Below are 20,791 nucleotides of genomic sequence, written 5' to 3' on the forward strand. Positions count from 1 at the left end.
TAATTACTTTTTAGACATCTGAGCAGCTCTCATTTACAATAATGAGAGAGCTTTTTAGTTCATATAGAGTTAGGAGATTGTTAATGTCCGAAAATATTCGAAAAGATATTCAAGATAAAATACAAAATGGTAATTTTAATTGTGAAAAGGAATTGACGCTTTCTATTATTAGTGGAAAGTGGAAAGTTGTGATACTGTGGCATCTTGGTGTGGAAGGGCCGCATCGTTTCAGTGAATTACAACGGTTATTCCCAAGCATTTCTCATAAAGTTTTGTCGAACCAATTAAAAGAGTTAATGGAAGATGGGATTGTTGATCGGACAGTATATCCCGAAATTCCTCCTCGCGTTGAGTATTATATGACGGAACTAGGCATGTCACTTTTACCGATCGTTGAAATGATGTATGATTGGGGAAAAATGCGAATGGAACAAATTCGTAATACGTTAGAGAAGTAGAGAACCCTCCGGAGTGCGGAGGTTTTCTTTTTAGAAAGGTAGGAGTTATATTTGGTACAAGCTGCATACATTCATATTCCGTTTTGTCAGCACATTTGTCACTATTGTGATTTTAATAAAGTGTTTATTGAACGCCAACCGGTTGATCAATATTTAGATTATTTAGAGAAGGAAATAATAAATACGGTTCAAAAAGTTCCATTTGATAGTATGAAAACGATTTTTGTGGGTGGGGGAACTCCGACAGCGTTAAATATGGAACAGACAAAAAAATTACTCGAGATTATTAATCGTCATTTGCGTCCGTTCGCCCCGAATTGTGAATTAACATTTGAAGCGAATCCAGGAGATTTACCGAAAGAGAAGCTAAATGTACTGCTAGAAGGTGGAGTAAATCGAATTAGTTTTGGTGTGCAAACGTTCCGTGATGAACTTCTTGAGAAGATCGGGCGCAAGCATACGAGGGAAGATGCATTCCTCGCGATTCGAGAGGCACAGGAAGTAGGCTTTAAAAATATTAATGTAGATATTATTTATGCTTTGCCAGGACAGACGATAGAAGATGTAAAAGAAACATTAGATATTGCTTTTACGCTTGGTGTACAACATTTCTCGGCATATTCATTAATTGTGGAGCCAAAAACAGTGTTTTATAACTTAATGAACAAAGGGAAATTACGTCTTCCGGGTGAAGACCATGAAGCGAAAATGTATGAAATAGTAATGGATGAAATGGAGAAACACGGTTATAACCAGTATGAAATTAGTAATTTCTCAAAAGGTGACAATAAAAGTAGACATAATCTCACATACTGGAATAATGAAGAGTATTATGGATTTGGAGCTGGAGCTCATAGTTATGTGAACGGAGAACGTATTCAAAATGTTGGTCCTCTGAAGCAATATTTTAATAAAATTGATGAAACAGGATTTCCGTATTTAGATGTTCACAAAGTGACGGAGAAAGAAAGAATGGAAGAAGAGCTGTTCTTAGGGCTTCGAAAAACAAAAGGTGTTTCTAAAACGGCGTTCCGCAATAAATTTAATGTAGAGATGGATCAAGTTTTCGCGAAGCAGTTACAAAGCAACCAAGAGCAGGGATTGCTTGAAGAGGAAGATGGACATGTGCGTTTAACGCGAAAAGGAAAATTATTAGGGAATGAAGTATTCCAATCATTTTTGATTGACTAATTAAATGTTCCATAGGCGTGAAAAAGTTTCATTATTTCGTGACGTTTCCGTTGACAATTGAATGTCAATTTTGGTAAGTTATTAATAGATTTAGCACTCAAAGACAAAGAGTGCTAACAGAGGTGATGATGAGATGCTTACGGAACGTCAGCTCTTAATTTTACAAACAATTATTGATGACTTTATTGGATCAGCGCAGCCCGTTGGGTCTAGAACGTTGGCTAAAAAAGATGAAATCACATTTAGTTCAGCTACTATTCGAAATGAAATGGCGGACTTAGAAGAATTAGGTTTTATTGAAAAAACGCACAGTTCTTCTGGACGTGTTCCTTCTGAGAAAGGCTACCGATTTTATGTAGACCATCTTTTAGCGCCGCAAAACTTACCGAACGCTGAAATTGTACAAATTAAAGATTTATTTGCTGAAAGAATTTTTGAAGCGGAAAAAATTGCACAGCAATCTGCTCAAATTTTATCAGAACTTACGAATTATACGGCAATTGTTCTTGGACCGAAGTTAAGTACAAATAAACTTAAAAATGTACAAATTGTGCCGCTTGATCGTCAAACTGCAGTCGCTATTATTGTAACCGATACAGGGCATGTACAAAGTAAAACGATTACCGTTCCGGAATCTGTTGATTTATCAGATTTAGAAAAAATGGTTAATATTTTAAATGAAAAGCTATCTGGCGTACCGATGGAAGAACTTCATAATAAAATCTTTAAGGAAATTGTTACAGTTTTACGTGGGTATGTTCATAATTACGATAGTGCAATAAAAATGTTGGATGGTACATTTCAAGTTCCGTTATCGGAAAAGATATACTTTGGAGGAAAAGCAAATATGCTTTCGCAGCCAGAGTTCCATGACATTCAAAAGGTTAGATCTTTACTTACCATGATTGATAATGAAGCCGAATTTTATGACATTTTGCGTCATAAACAAGTCGGGATTCAAGTGAAAATTGGTAGGGAAAACTCTTCGACGGCTATGGAGGATTGTAGTTTAATTTCTGCAACATATTCGATCGGCGAAGAGCAACTTGGAACAATTGCTATTTTAGGTCCTACGAGAATGCAATATTCTCGTGTAATTAGTTTGTTACAGTTATTTACGAGACAATTTACTGATGGGCTTAAAAAGTAAATGAGAGTAATACATTCGCTCAAGTGATGAAATTTTCATTGCTGTGTGTAATATATAATGATTAGGTAATCATGCTATGCATGATACCTAATACCTTTTAAGGAGGTGAATATTGTGGAAGAGCGTAACGAACAAGTGGTAGAAGAAGTAAAAGAAGCGCAAGTTGAAGAAGCTGTCACGCCAGAAAACAGTGAAGAAACTGTAGAAGAAAAAAGTGAGGCTGCTCTTTTACAAGAAAAAGTAGATGAGTTACAAGCGAAACTAACGGAAACGGAAGGTCGCACATTACGTCTACAAGCTGATTTTGAAAATTATAAGCGCCGTGTCCAAATGGATAAACAGGCTGCTGAAAAATATAGAGCACAAAGTCTAGTTTCAGACATCTTGCCAGCTCTTGATAATTTTGAAAGAGCAATGCAAGTGGAAGCGACTGATGAGCAAACGAAATCATTGTTACAAGGTATGGAGATGGTGCATCGTCAATTGTTAGAAGCGCTGACTAAAGAAGGTGTGGAAGTGATTGAAGCTGTTGGTAAACAGTTTGATCCTAATGAACACCAAGCTATTATGCAAGTGGAAAATAGTGAATTTGAATCAAACGCGGTTGTGGAAGAATTCCAAAAAGGTTATAAATTAAAAGACCGTGTGATTCGCCCATCAATGGTAAAAGTAAATCAATAATTTACATAAAACTAGGAGGATTCGCCATGAGTAAAATTATCGGTATTGACTTAGGTACAACAAACTCTTGTGTAGCTGTTATGGAAGGTGGAGAACCAAAGGTTATCCCAAATCCAGAAGGGAACCGTACAACACCTTCTGTTGTAGCTTTCAAAAATGAAGAACGTCAAGTTGGGGAAGTTGCAAAGCGCCAAGCAATTACAAACCCAAATACAATCATGTCTGTTAAACGTCATATGGGTACAGACTACAAAGTAGAAGTTGAAGGTAAAGATTATACACCTCAAGAAATTTCTGCAATCATTTTACAAAATTTAAAAGCTTCTGCTGAAGCATACTTAGGTGAAACAGTAACGAAAGCTGTTATTACAGTACCTGCATACTTCAACGATGCAGAGCGTCAAGCAACGAAAGATGCTGGTCGTATCGCTGGTTTAGAAGTTGAGCGTATCATTAACGAGCCAACAGCAGCAGCACTTGCTTACGGTTTAGAAAAACAAGACGAAGAACAAAAAATCTTAGTATATGACTTAGGTGGCGGTACATTTGACGTATCTATCCTTGAGTTAGCAGACGGCACATTCGAAGTTATTTCAACTGCTGGTGACAACCGTCTTGGTGGCGATGACTTTGACCAAGTTATCATCGATCACTTAGTAGCTGAGTTCAAAAAAGAAAATAACATTGATTTAAGCCAAGATAAAATGGCGCTTCAACGCTTGAAAGATGCAGCTGAAAAAGCGAAAAAAGATCTTTCTGGTGTAACACAAACTCAAATTTCATTACCATTCATTAGTGCTGGAGCTGCTGGTCCATTACACTTAGAATTAACGTTAACAAGAGCGAAATTCGAAGAGCTTTCAGCAGGTCTTGTTGAAAGAACATTAGAGCCAACTCGTCGTGCATTAAAAGACGCTGGTTTTGCTCCAAGCGAATTAGATAAAGTTATTCTTGTTGGTGGATCTACTCGTATCCCAGCTGTACAAGAAGCTATTAAACGTGAAACTGGTAAAGAGCCATATAAAGGTGTAAACCCTGATGAAGTTGTAGCATTAGGTGCTGCAGTTCAAGGTGGCGTACTTACTGGTGATGTAGAAGGCGTTCTATTATTAGACGTAACTCCACTTTCTTTAGGTATTGAAACTATGGGTGGCGTGTTCACGAAATTAATCGAGCGTAACACTACAATTCCAACAAGTAAGTCACAAGTATTCTCGACAGCTGCTGATAATCAACCAGCAGTAGACATTCACGTATTACAAGGTGAGCGTCCGATGTCAGCTGACAACAAAACGTTAGGTCGTTTCCAATTAACTGACCTTCCACCAGCACCACGTGGTATTCCACAAATCGAAGTAACATTCGATATTGATGCGAACGGTATCGTTAACGTACGTGCGAAAGACTTAGGAACAAGCAAAGAGCAAGCTATTACAATCCAATCTTCTTCAGGTCTTTCTGATGAAGAAGTAGAACGTATGGTACAAGAAGCGGAAGCAAATGCTGACGCTGACCAAAAACGTAAGGAAGAAGTTGAACTTCGTAATGAAGCTGACCAACTTGTATTCCAAACAGACAAAGTTGTAAAAGATTTAGAAGGTAAAGTAGATGCAGCTGAAGTTGCAAAAGCAACAGAAGCGAAAGAAGCATTACAAGCTGCAATCGAGAAAAACGAGCTTGAAGAAATTCGTGCGAAAAAAGATGCTTTACAAGAAATCGTACAACAATTAACTGTTAAATTATACGAGCAAGCTCAAGCAGCTGCTGGTCAAGCAGAAGGTGCGCAAGGTGCACAAGACGCTGGCGCGAAGAAAGACAATGTAGTTGATGCTGAGTTTGAAGAAGTAAAAGAAGACAAGTAATTCAACTGTAAACATAATAAGTAAGATGACAAAAAGTCAAAGTCAAGCGTGCCTTGACTTTGGCTTTTTTCACGAATGAGAAGCGATGTGTGAGGATCTTAAGTTTTTCGCTTTGCATACTGTAAGTGAGGAAACTTTGTTGCAAAGCACTTTCTTTCGGTGTTAAAATTACGTTTATGTGAAAGATTCGGGGGTTGTAAATTTATGAGTAAACGAGACTATTATGAGGTCCTTGGACTTAGCAAGGGCGCTTCAACAGATGAAATAAAAAAAGCGTATCGTCGTTTGGCTAAAAAATACCATCCAGACGTAAGCAAAGAAGAAAATGCAATTGAAAAGTTTAAAGAAGTACAAGAAGCATACGAAGTGTTAAGTGATGATCAAAAGCGTGCGCAGTACGATCAATTTGGTCATGCTGGTGCAAATCAAGGATTCGGTGGATTTGGCGGCGGAGGAGACTTCGGCGGTGGCTTCGGTTTTGAAGATATATTTAGTTCTTTCTTTGGCGGTGGCGGCGGCAGACGTCGTGATCCAAATGCTCCGCGCCAAGGCGCTGACTTACAATATCAAGTCACTTTAGATTTTGAAGAAGCTATTTTTGGTAAGGAATTAAATGTGGAAATTCCAGTAGAAGATCCATGTGATACTTGTAAAGGTAGTGGAGCAAAACCAGGAACTTCAAAAGAAACATGTAAACATTGTTCAGGTTCTGGTCAAGTGAGTGTTGAACAAAACACACCGTTTGGTCGTATCGTAAACCGTCAAGCTTGTGGTCATTGTTCAGGAACTGGACAAATTATTAAAGAAAAATGTACGACATGTCACGGTTCAGGTAAAGTTCGTAAACGTAAAAAAATTAATGTTAAAATTCCAGCGGGTATTGATAATGGTCAACAAATTCGTGTGTCTGGAAAAGGTGAAGCCGGCGTAAATGGCGGACCAGCAGGAGACTTATATGTTGTTGTTCATGTAAGAAATCATGAATTCTTCGAGCGTGAAGGAGACCACATTATTTGCGAAATGCCATTAACATTTGCACAAATGGCACTTGGTGCTGAAGTGGAAGTCCCTACTGTTCATGGTAAAGTGAAGCTGAAAATCCCAGCAGGAACACAAACTGGAACAGAGTTCCGCTTAAAAGGAAAAGGTGCTCCGAACGTACGTGGATACGGTCAAGGAGATCAATATGTAGTCGTTCGTGTTGTTGTACCGACGAAATTGACTTCACAGCAAAAAGATTTATTACGTGAATTTGCAGGACAAGAAGAGCAGGATGATAGTTTATTCGGAAAGCTTAAACGTGCTTTCAAAGGGGAATAATGGAAATAAAAAATGGAGTTGGTAAATTGTGAAATGGTCAGAAATTAGTATTCATACAACAGAAGAAGCAGTAGAAGCTGTCTCTCATATTTTACATGAAGCTGGTGCTAGCGGAGTTGCGATTGAGGATCCAGCGGAGTTAACGAAAGAGCGCGAGCAACAATATGGTGAAATTTATGCATTGAATCCAGATGAATATCCGGCGGAAGGTGTATTAATAAAAGCATATTTCCCGCAAACCGATTCTTTACATGAAACGATTGCAGGTGTAAAATCATCTATTGATGTGCTTCCATCTTACGACATCGAAATTGGTACTGGAAATATTACCGTTAACGAAGTCAATGAAGAAGATTGGGCTACTGCTTGGAAAAAATATTACCATCCAGTACAAATTTCTGATACATTCACAATCGTACCGACTTGGGAAGAATATACACCATCTTCTCCTGATGAAAAAATCATTGAATTAGACCCGGGTATGGCGTTTGGTACAGGAACTCATCCAACAACAACGATGTGTATCCGTGCTTTAGAAAAAACAGTACAGCCAGGTGACGCTATTATTGATGTAGGAACAGGTTCTGGTGTACTTAGTATTGCAGCAGCAAAATTAGGTGCGTCTTCTGTTCAAGCGTATGATTTAGATCCGGTTGCGGTTGAAAGTGCAGAAATGAATGTACGTTTAAATAAAACAGATGATATCGTGTCTGTTGGACAAAATAGTCTTTTAGAAGGTATTGAAGGTCCTGTTGATTTAATCGTAGCTAACTTATTAGCAGAAATTATTCTATTATTCCCTGAAGATGCAGCAAGAGTTGTGAAGTCAGGTGGATTATTTATTACATCGGGCATTATTGCTGCGAAGGAAAAAGTAATTTCTGAGGCGCTAGAAAAAGCTGGATTTACAATTGAAGAAGTGTTACGAATGGAAGATTGGGTAGCAATTATTGCACGAAATGCGTAATATAGATTTTAGTCTATAATGAAAAGGGGAGTCTCTCACTATAAGGTGAGGGACTTGCCGTTTGTTATATGAAAAATGATAACGTTTCGTTTTTTTCGTAAGTGTTGACTTACGAAAGGAACGAAACTCTACTAAGGTGATTATATGCAACGTTATTTTGTAGAAGAGAAATATGTAAATGAGACAAGTATTCGCATTGTAGGTGATGACGTACATCATATCGCAAGAGTGATGCGTATGTCAGCTGGTGATCATATTTATTGCTGTGTAAATGGAAAAACAGCAGTATGTTCAATTGATGAAATTACCAGTGAATTTATTAATACGGCTATTGTAGAATGGGTAGAGGCGTCAAGTGAACTTCCTGTTTTCGTGACGATTGCAAGTGGACTGCCAAAAGGAGACAAGCTAGAGTTAATTTTTCAAAAAGGAACTGAGCTTGGGGCAGCTGCATTCTTACCATTTCAAGCATCTCGCTCTATCGTAAAATGGGATGCGAAAAAAGCTGATAAAAAAGTTGAGCGTTTAAGAAAAATTGTGAAAGAAGCTGCGGAACAATCACATAGAAGTGAAATTCCAGGAGTACATGCTCCAGCATCATTTAAGCAATTGCTTTCAATGAGTGGTGAGTATGATGCTTGTCTTGTTGCTTACGAAGAGGAAGCAAAACAAGGCGAGAAATCTAATTTTGCGAAAGCTTTAACGACAATGAAACCAGGTCAAAAGCTATTGATTGTATTTGGCCCAGAAGGCGGTTTAGCTGAGGAAGAGATTACAGCGCTTCGTGAACATAAATTTGTACCATGTAGTTTAGGACCAAGAATTTTAAGAACAGAAACGGCGCCGTTATACGCGTTAAGTGCTGCTTCGTATCATTTTGAATTGATGGGGTGATGATCAATGTCAACTGTTGCGTTCCATACGTTAGGTTGTAAAGTAAACCACTATGAAACAGAAGCCATTTGGCAATTGTTTAAACAAGGTGGTTATGAAAGAACAGAATATGAAAAGAAAGCTGATGTATATGTTATTAACACATGTACAGTAACGAATACTGGGGACAAAAAAAGCCGTCAAGTAATCAGACGTGCTGTGCGTCAAAATCCAGATGCAGTTATTTGTGTAACGGGATGTTATGCACAAACATCTCCAGCTGAAATTATGGCGATCCCGGGAGTGGATATTGTAGTTGGTACACAGGATCGTGAAAAGATGTTAGGTTACATCGAAGAATTCCGTAAAGAGCGTCAACCAATTAATGCTGTCCGCAATATTATGAAAACACGTGTGTACGAAGAACTTGATGTACCTTATTTCACGGATCGTACACGTGCGTCTTTAAAAATACAAGAGGGTTGCAATAACTTCTGTACATTCTGTATCATTCCTTGGGCGCGCGGTTTAATGCGTTCTCGTGATGGAAAAGAAGTTATTAAACAAGCGCAACAATTAGTGGATGCAGGCTATAAAGAAATCGTATTAACGGGTATTCATACAGGTGGATACGGCGAAGACATAAAAGATTATAACTTAGCTGGATTACTTCGTGATATGGAAGCGGAAGTAGGCGGATTAAAACGTCTTCGTATTTCTTCTATTGAAGCGAGTCAAATTTCAGATGAAGTAATTGAAGTGTTAGATAAATCTGAAGTAGTTGTACGCCACTTGCATATTCCGTTGCAATCTGGCTCTAATACTGTATTAAAACGTATGCGTCGTAAATATACGATGGAATTCTTCCAAGAGCGTTTAGATTGTTTGAAAGAAGCGTTACCAGGCCTTGCGATTACATCTGACGTAATCGTTGGTTTCCCAGGTGAAACAGAAGAAGAATTCATGGAAACATATAATTTCATTAAAGAGAACCGCTTCTCTGAGTTACATGTGTTCCCTTACTCAAAACGTACAGGAACACCTGCAGCGCGCATGGAAGATCAAGTTCCTGAAGATGTGAAGAACGATCGTGTTCATCGTTTAATTGAGCTATCTAATCAATTAGCGAAAGAGTACGCATCAGCGTTTGAAGGTGAAGTGCTTGAAATCATTCCGGAAGAGCAATTTAAAGAGGGCGACCGTGAAGGGTTATATGTAGGTTATACAGATAACTACTTGAAAATTGTATTTGAAGGATCAGAAGAATTAATTGGTAAGCTAGTGAAAGTGAAAATTACGAAAGCTGGTTATCCATATAACGAAGCGCAATTTGTTCGTGTTCTTGAAGATGATGTGAAAAAAGAATCAGCTAGCGCATAAAAAGAGCGTGCAACCGGAAACGGTTTGCATGCTTTCTTTATTTGAAGCGGTTAAGTAATAGAAGGTGGGGAGGCGTTTCATGCATCCCTGTATGAAAAAAGATGAAATGATAAAAATATAGTTGTCTTCATCAGTGAAGGATACTAGTTATTTGCATAACTTTTGAAAAGGAAATGCTTCTATTCTTCTTTTATTCTGCCAAATAGTTGACCTGAAGTGATAAAATGTATTATAATCGTAAAAGACATGCTGAAGAAGTGTTTCTTTTTGCATGCTGAAGTTAGTATGTAAGTGTGATGTTTCGGAGGGAGGGAAAGAGAATGTCAAAAACAGTCGTTCGTAAAAACGAGTCTTTGGAGGATGCACTTCGCCGTTTTAAAAGATCGGTTTCTAAAACTGGTACACTTGCTGAAGCAAGAAAGCGCGAGTTTTATGAAAAACCAAGTGTAAAACGTAAGAAGAAATCTGAAGCGGCAAGAAAGCGTAAATTCTAAGAGAGGGTGTAAGTTATGAGTCTTCTCGGTCGTTTAAACGATGATATGAAACAAGCGATGAAGAATAAACAAAAAGAAAAATTAACCGTTATTCGTATGGTTAAGGCTGCTTTACAAAATGAAGGTATTAAACTGCAACATACTCTTACTGAAGAAGAGGAAATAACAGTTTTAGCTCGTGAAGTAAAACAGTATAAGGACTCCCTCCTTGAATTTAAAAAAGCTGGTCGTGAAGACCTTGTTAATAAACTGCAAAGTGAAATTCAGATTTTAAGCGCATATTTGCCAGAGCAATTAACTGAAGAAGAACTAGTTGATGTAATCAAGCAAGTTATTTCTGAAGTTGGTGCGACTTCTAAAGCAGATATGGGTAAGGTGATGACTGCTGTTATGCCGAAAGTAAAAGGTAAAACAGACGGATCACTTGTGAATAAGCTGGTTATCCAGCTATTAGCATAAAAAAACGTCTCATTTCGTATGAGACGTTTTTTTATTGTTCTTATTAAGGAGAAACGCTATATTGCTTAAAAAGCGTTTCTGTAAGTGATAGAAACCCCTCTAGTTAAAGTTTCAATTTATTATTTCCTTGTATAATTCCGATTCTACACCTATTCTTACTTCCTTGACTAAAACTTCTTTCGCGAATAAAAGCTAAGTACCGAGCCTTCTGAAACTCAGATTGAAGTTTTATAGCTTGCTCTTCAGCATAATCCTCAAAGGTAACGAAAGAGATTCTAACTATTTTAGATTTTGCATCAGTTGCATAAAATGGCTGGATATTACTGTCGGTAACTTGTTTTATAACATTCAAAATTTCTTGACCAAAGCCGATTTCCTTTCGTATTTCCTCATTTATTAATTCATTTTTTAATGAACCCTAATATTTTTTGAAATTCATATAACAACCATCTATAAAATATTCTTACTTACAACGTAACATTCAGAGTGAAGAAATTTTCTTTTTTTGATTTTATCCCGCATTAACGGGTAGCCCGATTGGTGAGGATTGATTATAGTTTTACTTTATCTCAGTTGTCCAATAAATGACAACTACTTATTCTATGGTCAGTATGTCACGTCCAGAACGAATTGTAACAGGTTTTTTCAAGTTTCCCACTTCTCGCTAGGCTCAATTTCTTAATGTAACTTGTACTGATATCCTGTAGGGGCGCATATTCTTGTATTAATACTTCTATTATTAAAGGTAACATCCTCTGATCCATCATTGTCCTGACAAATATGATTTCATATAGCGACTGTTTTAATTAACATGATATGAACTCTTGCAGAATATAGTTATGTTAGTGAAGTCGTTATAACACGATAGGCACTTGTGAAGAAATACATATATATGGGATGAGAGGGGGTCTTTCGAGATGAAGAAATTAGAACAAATGAAAAATTGGTTGACAAAACAAGTAGACCTACCAGTGGATGTATTAATGGATCTACCTCGGATTACTCTTGTTGGGCAAATACATATTTATATAGAAAATCATCGGGGGTTATTAGTGTTTTCAGATAAAGAAGTGCGATTGCTTTTAAAACACGGTCAATTATTAATTAAAGGACAATCCTTTGTTATTAAAACGATTCTTCCAGAAGAGCTTTTACTCGAGGGGATAATTGAGCAAGTAACATTTTTAGAAAATGAAAAAAAAGGTGATTGAAGTGAAACTTCCATTTGTGAAGTTTTTCTTCTTTATCCTGTAAAAGTTCCGTTGATAGAGACTGATTACAGTTTTACTCTGTTTTATTTTAGTACGAGCTATTTTAATGCTTCAAATAAAAAGTAGTATATCTACTTTTAGAAAGGTAGTGAAGGTGGTAAATGAAAAATAAATGGTTTATAAAGTGGCTTGGATATGTAAAAGTGCGAATTGAAGGTAGAGGAGCGGAACGGTTTGTTAATGAATGTGTACGGAGGAATTTATTAGTTTGGGATGTTAAAAAGATAGCTGATGAAACGTTAGTTTTTTGTATGTTGTTACGCGATGTGAAAAAAATAAAACCAATTTATAGAAAAAATGAATGTAAATTATATTTTATTGGACGTTATGGTTTTCCTTTTTGGAATAAACGTTTAATTAAAAACAGTGGATTTTTAATTGGTTTTTTAATTTTCTTTTTTGGTGTGATTGCAATGTCAAATATGGTTTGGAAAATTGAAATTACAGGAGCTAAACCTGAAACAGAATATATATTGATGAAAGAATTGGATAAAATGGGTATTAAAAAAGGGAAACTACAATTTCAAATGCCGAATGTAGAAGATGTACAACGCCATTTGACAGATAATATTAATGCCATTACTTGGGCGGGACTAGAAGTAAGGGGAACGACTTATCATTTTAAAATTGTTGAAAAAAACGAACCGAAGAAAGAAAAGGAACAAAGGCCGCAAAATTTAGTAGCAAAAAAAGAAGCGATTATTACAAAAACGTTTGTAGAAGTTGGAAAGCCGGTTGTACTGAAAAATGATCATGTAGAAAAAGGACAGATTCTCGTATCGGGAATATATGGTAATGAGGAAAGTCCGACGATTGTTTCAGCGAAAGGTATTGTATATGGCGAAACGTGGTATACATCTAAGGTGGATGTCCCGTTAAAGACGCAATTCCAAGTGTATACTGGTAATGTATACAATGAACATTTTCTTAAATTCGGGGATACGAAAATAAAAATATGGGGATTTCAGCATGATAAGTATAAACGCTCTCGTACTGAAAGTGTAAAGCATGATGTGAAATTATTTGGTTTTACACTGCCGATTGCATATGAAAAAGATGTTGTGAGAGAAGAGGAAGAAGCGAATCGAGAATATACAGAAAAGCAAGCGCTGAAAGTAGCGAAGGAGATGGCCGAAAAAGAACTAAAGAAAAAATTGGATGAACATGCTATGATTGTAAGTGATAAGATTTTGAGTAAAGAGGTTGAGGCGGATCAACTAAAAGTTACATTGCATTATACTGTGGTTGAAAATATTGCAGAGCCACAACCAATATCCGAATCCGATATTCAAGGAGACTGAGTAATGGCAGAACAATTAGTAGAAATGAACCAACAATTGGAAAATGCTAACGAAGCAATCGCTCTTTTTGGAGTTAATGATGCGCATTTAAAAGTAATTGAACGAGAACTGAATGTATCGATCGTAACTAGAGGAGAAACTGTTCATGTATCTGGGGCAGTTGAAACGGTGGCACTCGTAGAAAAAATCTTACAGCAATTACTTGTTGTAATTCGTAAAAGTATATCAATTTCAGAGAGAGATGTTGCGTATGCGATTCAGCTTGCACAACAAGGGAAAATTGCTCAATTTGAAGAGTTATATGAGGAAGAAATTTTCAAGACTGCAAAAGGTAAATCCATTCGTGTAAAAACAATGGGGCAAAGAAGATATATTCATGCGATGAAGAAGAATGATATTGTCTTTGGAATAGGGCCTGCAGGAACTGGAAAAACATATTTAGCTGTAGTAATGGCTGTGAGGGCTTTAAAACAAGGATATGTAAAGAAAATTATTTTAACAAGACCTGCTGTAGAAGCTGGAGAAAATTTAGGTTTTTTACCAGGGGATTTGAAAGAGAAGGTAGATCCATACTTACGCCCGTTATATGATGCTTTACATGATATTCTTGGACAAGAATATACGCAGCGTATGATGGAGCGAGGAGTAATTGAAATAGCTCCGCTTGCTTATATGAGGGGGCGTACGCTTGATGATTCATTTGTTATTTTAGATGAGGCTCAAAATACAACGGGTGCTCAAATAAAAATGTTTTTAACAAGATTAGGTTTTAGTTCTAAAATGGTTATTACAGGGGACCCTTCACAAGTAGACTTGCCAAAAGGGGTAAAATCAGGGCTATCTATAGCTGCTAATATTTTATCTGGTGTATCAGGTCTGTCATTTATTACATTAGAACAAACGGACGTTGTGAGACATCCATTGGTGCAACGTATTATTGAGGCATATGATAAAATGGAATGATCCTATTTGTCAGGATCATTTCTTTTTGTATGATAAGGTTGGCGAACGTCATATTTTTTACTATCATGAAAGATAAGGAAAATAAACTATTGGTACTAGTGTATAAAATATTGCCTCAAAGTATCGTTTGGTAGAAGAAATGAAAGCTATAAATAGTTTCACTTTATTTCTGGAGAGGAGAAGGTATTGAAATCATGTCAAGATCTCAAGAAATTTCTAAGTGGTTTCGTAATTTACAACATTCGAAAAAACTAAGTTGGATTTCTTACGTTGTGTTAGGAGCAGTGCTGTTTTTTGCGCTTATGAATAATGTAAAACCAGAACAATTAGATGTTAATATGTATTCTATTGCGAAAAAGACAATCCATTCTCCTATAAAAATTGAAGATAAAGTTACAACGGATAAAAAGAAAAAAGAAGCCGCTACAAAAGTTGAAGATCAATATACATATAAAAGTGAGTATAAACAAAACAAAGTTGATATTGTGAATGACGTCTTTGCTAAAGTGGATGAAGTGGTGCAAGAGATTAAAGCTGTTGGACCGGATGATCAAAAAAAGATGACTGATGCTGAGAAAGTGGACAAGTTAAAAAAGAAACTACCCGCTGACTTAACGAAAGAGTTATCTGATTCAAACTTACTGAATTTGATTAATGCAGATCCGAGCCAATTAGTATTAGCGAAAGATGCTGCGGTCACAGCGATTAATAGTATCATGACTGAGCATATTAAAATGGACGAATTGAAAGATGCGAAAGAACGATATGTAAGTGAGATGAATAGTGTTAATGTTGATAATGGTTTAAAAGAATCAATTAAGGCGCTAGGAAGATATGCAATTTCAGCTAACTATTTTTATGACCCAATCTTAACGAAAGAGAAGAGAAAAGCAGAGGAAGATTTAGTTCCACCTGTTTATATTCTTCAAGGACAAGTTCTTGTTAGAGAAGGTGAAACAATTTCAAGTGATGTGTATAATCAGTTGAAATTAGTTGGTTTGTTAGAAAAAGGGAACGGTTTTCAACCTTATGTTGGATTAGCGGTACTCATTGGTGTGTTACTATACTTTATGCATAAACAATTTGAATTATTTTTAAAGAGAAAAAGAGAAGATAGACCGTATGTTTTAGCGTATATTACAATTTTGTCTATCACAATCGTCTTAATGAAAATCATTAGTTTGTTTCAAAAACTTGAATACGCAGGGATTGCATATGTTGTCCCAGTTGCGATGGGAACAATACTTGTAAAACTAATGATTGGTGATCGATTTGTCTTTTTAACGAGTATGATTTTTTCTGTATGCGGAAGTATTATGTTTAATGAAGGAGTAACGAGTACATTAAATTATAGTGTAGGGATTTACGTATTGTTAAGTTCGTTATCGGTTAGTATTTTCTTGCGAGAAAAAAATCGTCGTACAATGATTTTACAAGCTGGTATACTCGTTTCTGTATTAAATGTAGTCGTATTGGCGGCGCTTTTATTATTACGTAATGGGAATTTTTCGCCTCTTGAAATTGGTACGCAATTATTAATGGCTTCACTTTCAGGGATTATATCATCCGTTTTGGCTATGGGGATTTTACCATATTTAGAAAGTGGACTTGGAATCGTATCAAGTATGAAGCTTATGGAACTATCAAGTCCAAATCATCCACTTTTACGCAGAATTTTGTTAGAAGCGCCAGGGACATATCATCATAGTGTAATGGTAGCGAATCTTTCTGAGGCTGCTTGTGAAGCAGTTGGGGCAAATGGTGTATTAGCGCGTGTAGGGGCATATTATCATGATGTAGGAAAAACAGTACAACCGCAATTCTTTATTGAAAACCAAATGGGAATTAAAAACCCGCATGATAAATTAGATCCTGTAACGAGTAAAGATATTATAATTGCTCACGTAACGGATGGAGTAAGAATGCTCGAAGAATATCATATTCCACAAGAAATTATTGATATCGCTGGGCAACATCACGGTACAACGTTACTGAAATATTTTTATTATAAAGCTATTAAAGAAGATAAAGAAAAATATACAGAAGAGATGTTCCGTTATCCAGGTTCAAAAGCAACTTCGAAAGAATCGGCAATTGTTGGTATTGCTGATAGTGTAGAAGCTGCGGTACGTTCTATGAATCACCCAACGCCAGAACAAATTAATAATTTGGTGCAAAGTATCATTAAAGATCGACTGCAAGACGGTCAATTTAGTGAATGTGATTTGACGTTTAAGGAACTACAAATCGTTGGAAAAACGTTGTGTGAAACGTTAAATGGTATTTTCCATTCGCGTATTACATATCCGGAACCTCCGGAAGAAAAGGAGAAAGAATGAGTTTGTTAATTGATTTTATTGATGAAACAGAAGAAGTAAAAGAAGAGTATATGAGTTTAATTCGTGAAGTGTTAGAAAAAGCAGCTCAAATGGAAAATATCGAGGATGGTGCGGAGGTATCGGTGACATTTGTAGATAATGAGCGCATTAGAGAAATTAATCGTGATTACCGAGATAAAGATCAACCTACAGATGTAATATCCTTTGCCATGGAAGAGATGGGAGAAGGAGAAATGAAGATTGTTGGTGCAGAGATGCCGCGCATGTTAGGGGATCTTATTATCTCTATTCCAAGGGCGAAAGAGCAAGCTGAAGAGTACGGACATTCTTTCGATCGTGAACTTGGATTTTTGGCGTTACATGGCTTTTTACATTTACTTGGTTATGATCACATGACAGAAGAAGATGAAAAAGAAATGTTCGGAAGACAAAAAGAAATTTTAGAAGCTTTTGGATTAGGACGATGAAAAAAGGAAAACTTATAGATAGTTTTGGATATGCTATAGCTGGTATATTCTTTTGTTTTCGTCATGAACGAAATATGAAAATCCATTATTTAGCCGCAGTCATTGTTATATGCTGCGGCTTTTATTTCCATATTACGAAAATAGAGTGGATGATATTACTTATTGTAATAGGGAGTGTAATGAGTTTAGAGATGGTAAATACGGCTGTGGAAAAAACGGTAGATTTAGCGACTGCCGATATTCATCCGTTTGCAAAAATTGCAAAGGATGTTGCGGCAGGAGCGGTTTTATTGTTTGCAATTATAGCTGTTATAATTGGTGCTATTATCTTTTTACCGTATATGGTATAGTTGCATTCCGAAGCTTTTATTAAGCTTTGGAAGTGCCGTAAGGGCCTTTAATGAGAGAGTGTATCTCTTCATAGCTGTGAACAGGAAGGATGCGGGAATATGAATAGTAAACAATTAATTCTAGAAGCAATCGAAGCGCGTAAACAAGCGTACGTACCATATTCTAAATTTCAAGTAGGTGCAGCATTATTAACGCGCGATGGAAAAGTGTATCGTGGATGTAATGTTGAGAATGCATCATATGGCTTATGTAATTGTGCTGAAAGAACAGCTTTATTTAAGGCGGTTTCTGAAGGGGATAACGAATTTGTAGCCATTGCGGTTGTAGCAGATACAAAGCGTCCAGTACCTCCTTGTGGAGCATGTCGACAAGTTATGGTAGAATTATGTAAACAGGATACGAAAGTATACTTATCAAACTTACATGGTGACGTTCAAGAGACGACAGTCGGAGAATTGTTACCAGGAGCATTTTTAGCGGAGGATTTACATGAATAGAAAAGGTTATAAATCAGGTTTTGTCTCTATTATTGGCAGACCGAATGTTGGAAAATCTACATTTTTAAACCGTATTATCGGCCAGAAAATTGCTATTATGAGTGATAAGCCACAAACGACTCGTAATAAAATTCAAGGTGTATATACAGAAAATGATGCACAAGTTATTTTCATTGATACACCAGGAATACATAAACCTAAACATAAATTAGGCGACTTCATGGTAAAGATGGCGCAAACGACATTAAAAGAAGTTGATATTGTTCTGTTTATGGTTAATGCAGTTGAAGGATTTGGTCGTGGTGAGGAATTCATCATTGAGAAATTAAAAGAAACGAAACAACCAGTATTTTTAGTCATTAATAAAATTGACCAACTTCATCCAGAGCAATTACTAGAGTTAATTGATCAATATCGTAAACTACATGAATTTGCAGAGATTGTACCAATTTCTGCGTTAGACGGTAATAATGTGGACGCTTTAATTGGAACAATTAAAAAGTATTTACCAGAAGGACCACAATACTATCCAGAGAATCAAGTAACGGATCATCCGGAGAGATTTATTATTGCAGAGCTTATTCGTGAGAAAGTACTACATTTAACACGTGAAGAAGTGCCGCATTCTGTGGCTGTTGTTATCGATGCGATTCAAAAGCGTGAGGGCGGGGCAGTTTATATAAATGCAACGATTGTTGTTGAACGTGCATCACAAAAAGGAATCATCATCGGAAAACAAGGGAAAATGTTAAAAGAAGTTGGTAAGCGAGCTCGTTTTGATATTGAAGCGCTACTTGGTTCTAAAGTATTTTTAGAAGTATGGGTAAAAGTGCAAAAAGATTGGCGTAATAAAATGTCTCAGCTTCGTGACCTAGGTTTCCGCGAGGATGAGTACTAAAATAGAGTAAAGTTGTAATCAGTGGATGGTTGGTTCATCCACTGATTATTGGTTTTTATGAACTTTGATAAATTAGGAAAAATTTTTCTCACATGAAAATGGACAAAATGGGTCAATTTAATAACAACAAAGGAAATTGGTTTATAGGCTACGCTTATTGAGAAAGGTGGATTCTTATGCTAGATTTTACCTGGAAGTTTTTCTCCAAAACAGGAAGCATTGAAACGTACTTGCTTTTGAAAGAAATGGAAAAAGACGTAAACGATGAGATGGATCAACATGAAGAGGAGCTAGCGCATCTAGACTCTCCAATTTCTTGACCCGTTTTGTTCAAACCTTGGATGGTGACGAACATGTTTCAAAAAGTTGAGGGCATCGTTATCCGTACGACAGATTACGGAGAAACGAACAAAATTGTTACAATATTCTCAAGAGAACTTGGTAAGGTAAGTGCAATGGCAAGAGGGGCAAAAAAACCGAAAAGCCGATTAGCATCTGTGTCGCAATTAATGACACATGGCCATTTTCTAATTCAAATGGGATCTGGGCTTGGAACATTGCAACAAGGCGAGATTATTTCAACTATGAAAGAAATTCGCGAGGATATATTTTTAACTGCTTATGCATCATTTATTGTTGAGTTAACTGATAAAGCAACAGAAGATAAAAAACATAATCCGTATTTATTTGAAATGTTATATCAAACGTTGCATTATATGTGTGAGGGTGTTGATCCAGAAGTATTATCATTAATTTATCAAACGAAAATGCTTCCGGTATTAGGGATGCGCCCGTACTTTGATACATGTGCGATTTGTCATCAAGAAACAGACTTTGTCGCCTTCTCCGTAAGGGAAGGCGGTTTTCTGTGCTCACGTCATGCAGAGCAAGACCCATATCGTATACCGGTAGGAGAAGCTGTTCATAAATTATTACGCCTTTTCTTCCATTTCGATTTACATAGGCTCGGAAATGTATCGGTAAAGGATAGCACAAAAAAACAAATGCGTTTAGTATTGAATACATATTATGATGAATATTGCGGAATTTATTTGAAATCAAGACGTTTTTTAGAACAACTTGATAAGTTTCAAATATAATTTTGGGCCGTATACGGTCCTTTTTACATACTTTCTTTTTCGAATAGCATATTTAGTATATAATATTTAAGAGATAGTATAACTTTTTTCGTTGTGCATTAAAGGTGGTGATTATCATAGAGCTGAATAAACGGCAAGAACATATCATTCAGATTGTAAAAGATCACGGTCCTATTACAGGGGAATCAATTGCAGCGCAATTGGGTCTAACACGTGCGACGCTAAGACCAGACTTAGCAATTTTAACGATGGCTGGTTATTTAGAAGCACGTCCACGCGTAGGTTATTTTTATACGGGTAAAACTGGGGGGCAGCTATTATCTGAAGCTGTTAAGAAAATTAAAGTACAAGATTATCAATCTAGACCGGTTGTAATTGATAAAAATGTTTCCGTATACGATGCAATTTGTACGATGTTTTTAGAGGACGTTGGTACATTGTTCGTTGTAGATCAGATGACTCTATTAGTTGGTGTTGTGTCTCGTAAAGATTTATTAAGAGCGAGCTTAGGAAAGCAGGATTTAACCTCTCTTCCGGTTAATATTATCATGACAAGGATGCCAAACATTGCGATGTGTCGTAGAGAGGATTCTTTATATGATATTGCGATGGAATTAATAGAAAGACAGATTGATGCAATGCCAGTTGTAAAAGATACGAAACAAGGTTTAGAAGTGATTGGGCGAATTACAAAAACAAATATTACACGTGCGTTTGTAAATTTAGTAAATAACGAATAAGTGTAATTTGTTTAAAGTGAGGTAATGTA

Annotated in this window: 22 protein-coding genes; all 22 read left to right on the forward strand. The window is 36.5% G+C overall.

The features are described from left to right. The first annotated feature begins 83 nt into the window (after positions 1–83). The 22 genes from MR112_RS06150 to MR112_RS06255 all read left to right on the forward strand — a co-directional run bounded on the left by MR112_RS06150 (position 84) and on the right by MR112_RS06255 (position 20,762). On the forward strand, positions 84–458 hold the full coding sequence (locus tag MR112_RS06150; RefSeq protein WP_001293539.1) for a winged helix-turn-helix transcriptional regulator: 375 nt from the start codon (positions 84–86) through the stop codon (positions 456–458). Between the two features lie 51 nt (positions 459–509). Further along, positions 510–1,649 carry a radical SAM family heme chaperone HemW gene (hemW, locus tag MR112_RS06155; protein WP_000249433.1) on the forward strand — a complete coding sequence of 380 codons (1,140 nt, stop codon included), beginning with the start codon at positions 510–512 and terminating at the stop codon, positions 1,647–1,649. Between the two features lie 133 nt (positions 1,650–1,782). Beyond that, positions 1,783–2,799: a heat-inducible transcriptional repressor HrcA gene (gene hrcA / locus MR112_RS06160; protein WP_000954941.1), complete on the forward strand. Its 1,017-nt coding sequence runs from the start codon at positions 1,783–1,785 to the stop codon at positions 2,797–2,799. 114 nt (positions 2,800–2,913) lie between these two features. Beyond that, positions 2,914–3,480, forward strand: a complete 567-nt coding sequence (gene grpE, locus MR112_RS06165) for a nucleotide exchange factor GrpE (RefSeq protein ID WP_242244859.1) — start codon at positions 2,914–2,916, stop codon at positions 3,478–3,480. A 26-nt stretch (positions 3,481–3,506) separates the two neighbouring features. Next, positions 3,507–5,342, forward strand: coding sequence for a chaperone protein DnaK (gene dnaK / locus MR112_RS06170; RefSeq protein WP_000034700.1), 1,836 nt, complete (start codon positions 3,507–3,509; stop codon positions 5,340–5,342). A 204-nt stretch (positions 5,343–5,546) separates the two neighbouring features. Then, complete coding sequence (gene dnaJ, locus MR112_RS06175; protein ID WP_000043946.1) at positions 5,547–6,662, forward strand: chaperone protein DnaJ; 1,116 nt, start codon at positions 5,547–5,549, stop codon at positions 6,660–6,662. Positions 6,663–6,690: 28 nt separating this feature from the next. Beyond that, positions 6,691–7,629 carry a 50S ribosomal protein L11 methyltransferase gene (gene prmA, locus MR112_RS06180; RefSeq protein WP_000872097.1) on the forward strand — a complete coding sequence of 313 codons (939 nt, stop codon included), beginning with the start codon at positions 6,691–6,693 and terminating at the stop codon, positions 7,627–7,629. A gap of 144 nt (positions 7,630–7,773) precedes the next feature. After that, positions 7,774–8,523: a 16S rRNA (uracil(1498)-N(3))-methyltransferase gene (locus tag MR112_RS06185; protein WP_242244860.1), complete on the forward strand. Its 750-nt coding sequence runs from the start codon at positions 7,774–7,776 to the stop codon at positions 8,521–8,523. Positions 8,524–8,529: 6 nt separating this feature from the next. Beyond that, a complete protein-coding gene (mtaB, locus tag MR112_RS06190) occupies positions 8,530–9,882 on the forward strand; it encodes a tRNA (N(6)-L-threonylcarbamoyladenosine(37)-C(2))-methylthiotransferase MtaB (protein WP_242244861.1) in 1,353 nt (450 codons plus the stop codon). Positions 9,883–10,202: 320 nt separating this feature from the next. Continuing rightward, on the forward strand, positions 10,203–10,376 hold the full coding sequence (gene rpsU / locus MR112_RS06195; protein WP_000048061.1) for a 30S ribosomal protein S21: 174 nt from the start codon (positions 10,203–10,205) through the stop codon (positions 10,374–10,376). A gap of 15 nt (positions 10,377–10,391) precedes the next feature. Next, positions 10,392–10,835 (forward strand): GatB/YqeY domain-containing protein, encoded by a 444-nt coding sequence (locus tag MR112_RS06200; protein WP_000054562.1) that lies wholly within the window; start codon positions 10,392–10,394, stop codon positions 10,833–10,835. A gap of 917 nt (positions 10,836–11,752) precedes the next feature. Further along, a complete protein-coding gene (gene yqfC, locus MR112_RS06205; RefSeq protein ID WP_000732269.1) occupies positions 11,753–12,046 on the forward strand; it encodes a sporulation protein YqfC in 294 nt (97 codons plus the stop codon). A gap of 161 nt (positions 12,047–12,207) precedes the next feature. Then, on the forward strand, positions 12,208–13,407 hold the full coding sequence (yqfD, locus tag MR112_RS06210) for a sporulation protein YqfD (RefSeq protein ID WP_000792498.1): 1,200 nt from the start codon (positions 12,208–12,210) through the stop codon (positions 13,405–13,407). 3 nt (positions 13,408–13,410) lie between these two features. Then, positions 13,411–14,370, forward strand: coding sequence for a PhoH family protein (locus tag MR112_RS06215; protein WP_000840501.1), 960 nt, complete (start codon positions 13,411–13,413; stop codon positions 14,368–14,370). A 194-nt stretch (positions 14,371–14,564) separates the two neighbouring features. Then, positions 14,565–16,709: an HD family phosphohydrolase gene (locus tag MR112_RS06220; protein WP_000091510.1), complete on the forward strand. Its 2,145-nt coding sequence runs from the start codon at positions 14,565–14,567 to the stop codon at positions 16,707–16,709. Beyond that, positions 16,706–17,176, forward strand: coding sequence for an rRNA maturation RNase YbeY (ybeY, locus tag MR112_RS06225; protein WP_242244862.1), 471 nt, complete (start codon positions 16,706–16,708; stop codon positions 17,174–17,176). Before MR112_RS06220 ends, ybeY begins: the two co-directional genes overlap by 4 nt. Beyond that, on the forward strand, positions 17,173–17,526 hold the full coding sequence (locus tag MR112_RS06230) for a diacylglycerol kinase family protein (protein WP_000715464.1): 354 nt from the start codon (positions 17,173–17,175) through the stop codon (positions 17,524–17,526). The genes ybeY and MR112_RS06230 overlap by 4 nt, the downstream gene beginning before the upstream one ends. Positions 17,527–17,625: 99 nt before the next feature. Further along, positions 17,626–18,024: a cytidine deaminase gene (locus MR112_RS06235; protein WP_001086283.1), complete on the forward strand. Its 399-nt coding sequence runs from the start codon at positions 17,626–17,628 to the stop codon at positions 18,022–18,024. Next, positions 18,017–18,922, forward strand: a complete 906-nt coding sequence (era, locus tag MR112_RS06240; RefSeq protein ID WP_001080230.1) for a GTPase Era — start codon at positions 18,017–18,019, stop codon at positions 18,920–18,922. Before MR112_RS06235 ends, era begins: the two co-directional genes overlap by 8 nt. Positions 18,923–19,098: 176 nt before the next feature. Further along, positions 19,099–19,242, forward strand: a complete 144-nt coding sequence (locus MR112_RS06245; protein ID WP_000883924.1) for a YqzL family protein — start codon at positions 19,099–19,101, stop codon at positions 19,240–19,242. A 33-nt stretch (positions 19,243–19,275) separates the two neighbouring features. Further along, a complete protein-coding gene (gene recO, locus MR112_RS06250; protein ID WP_000487009.1) occupies positions 19,276–20,022 on the forward strand; it encodes a DNA repair protein RecO in 747 nt (248 codons plus the stop codon). A gap of 107 nt (positions 20,023–20,129) precedes the next feature. After that, positions 20,130–20,762, forward strand: a complete 633-nt coding sequence (locus MR112_RS06255; protein WP_000583756.1) for a transcriptional regulator CcpN — start codon at positions 20,130–20,132, stop codon at positions 20,760–20,762. Positions 20,763–20,791 lie beyond the last annotated feature (29 nt).

The sequence above is a fragment of the Bacillus cereus group sp. BfR-BA-01330 genome (assembly GCF_022663885.1).
GTDB classification, from domain to species: Bacteria; Bacillota; Bacilli; order Bacillales; family Bacillaceae_G; genus Bacillus_A; species Bacillus_A cereus.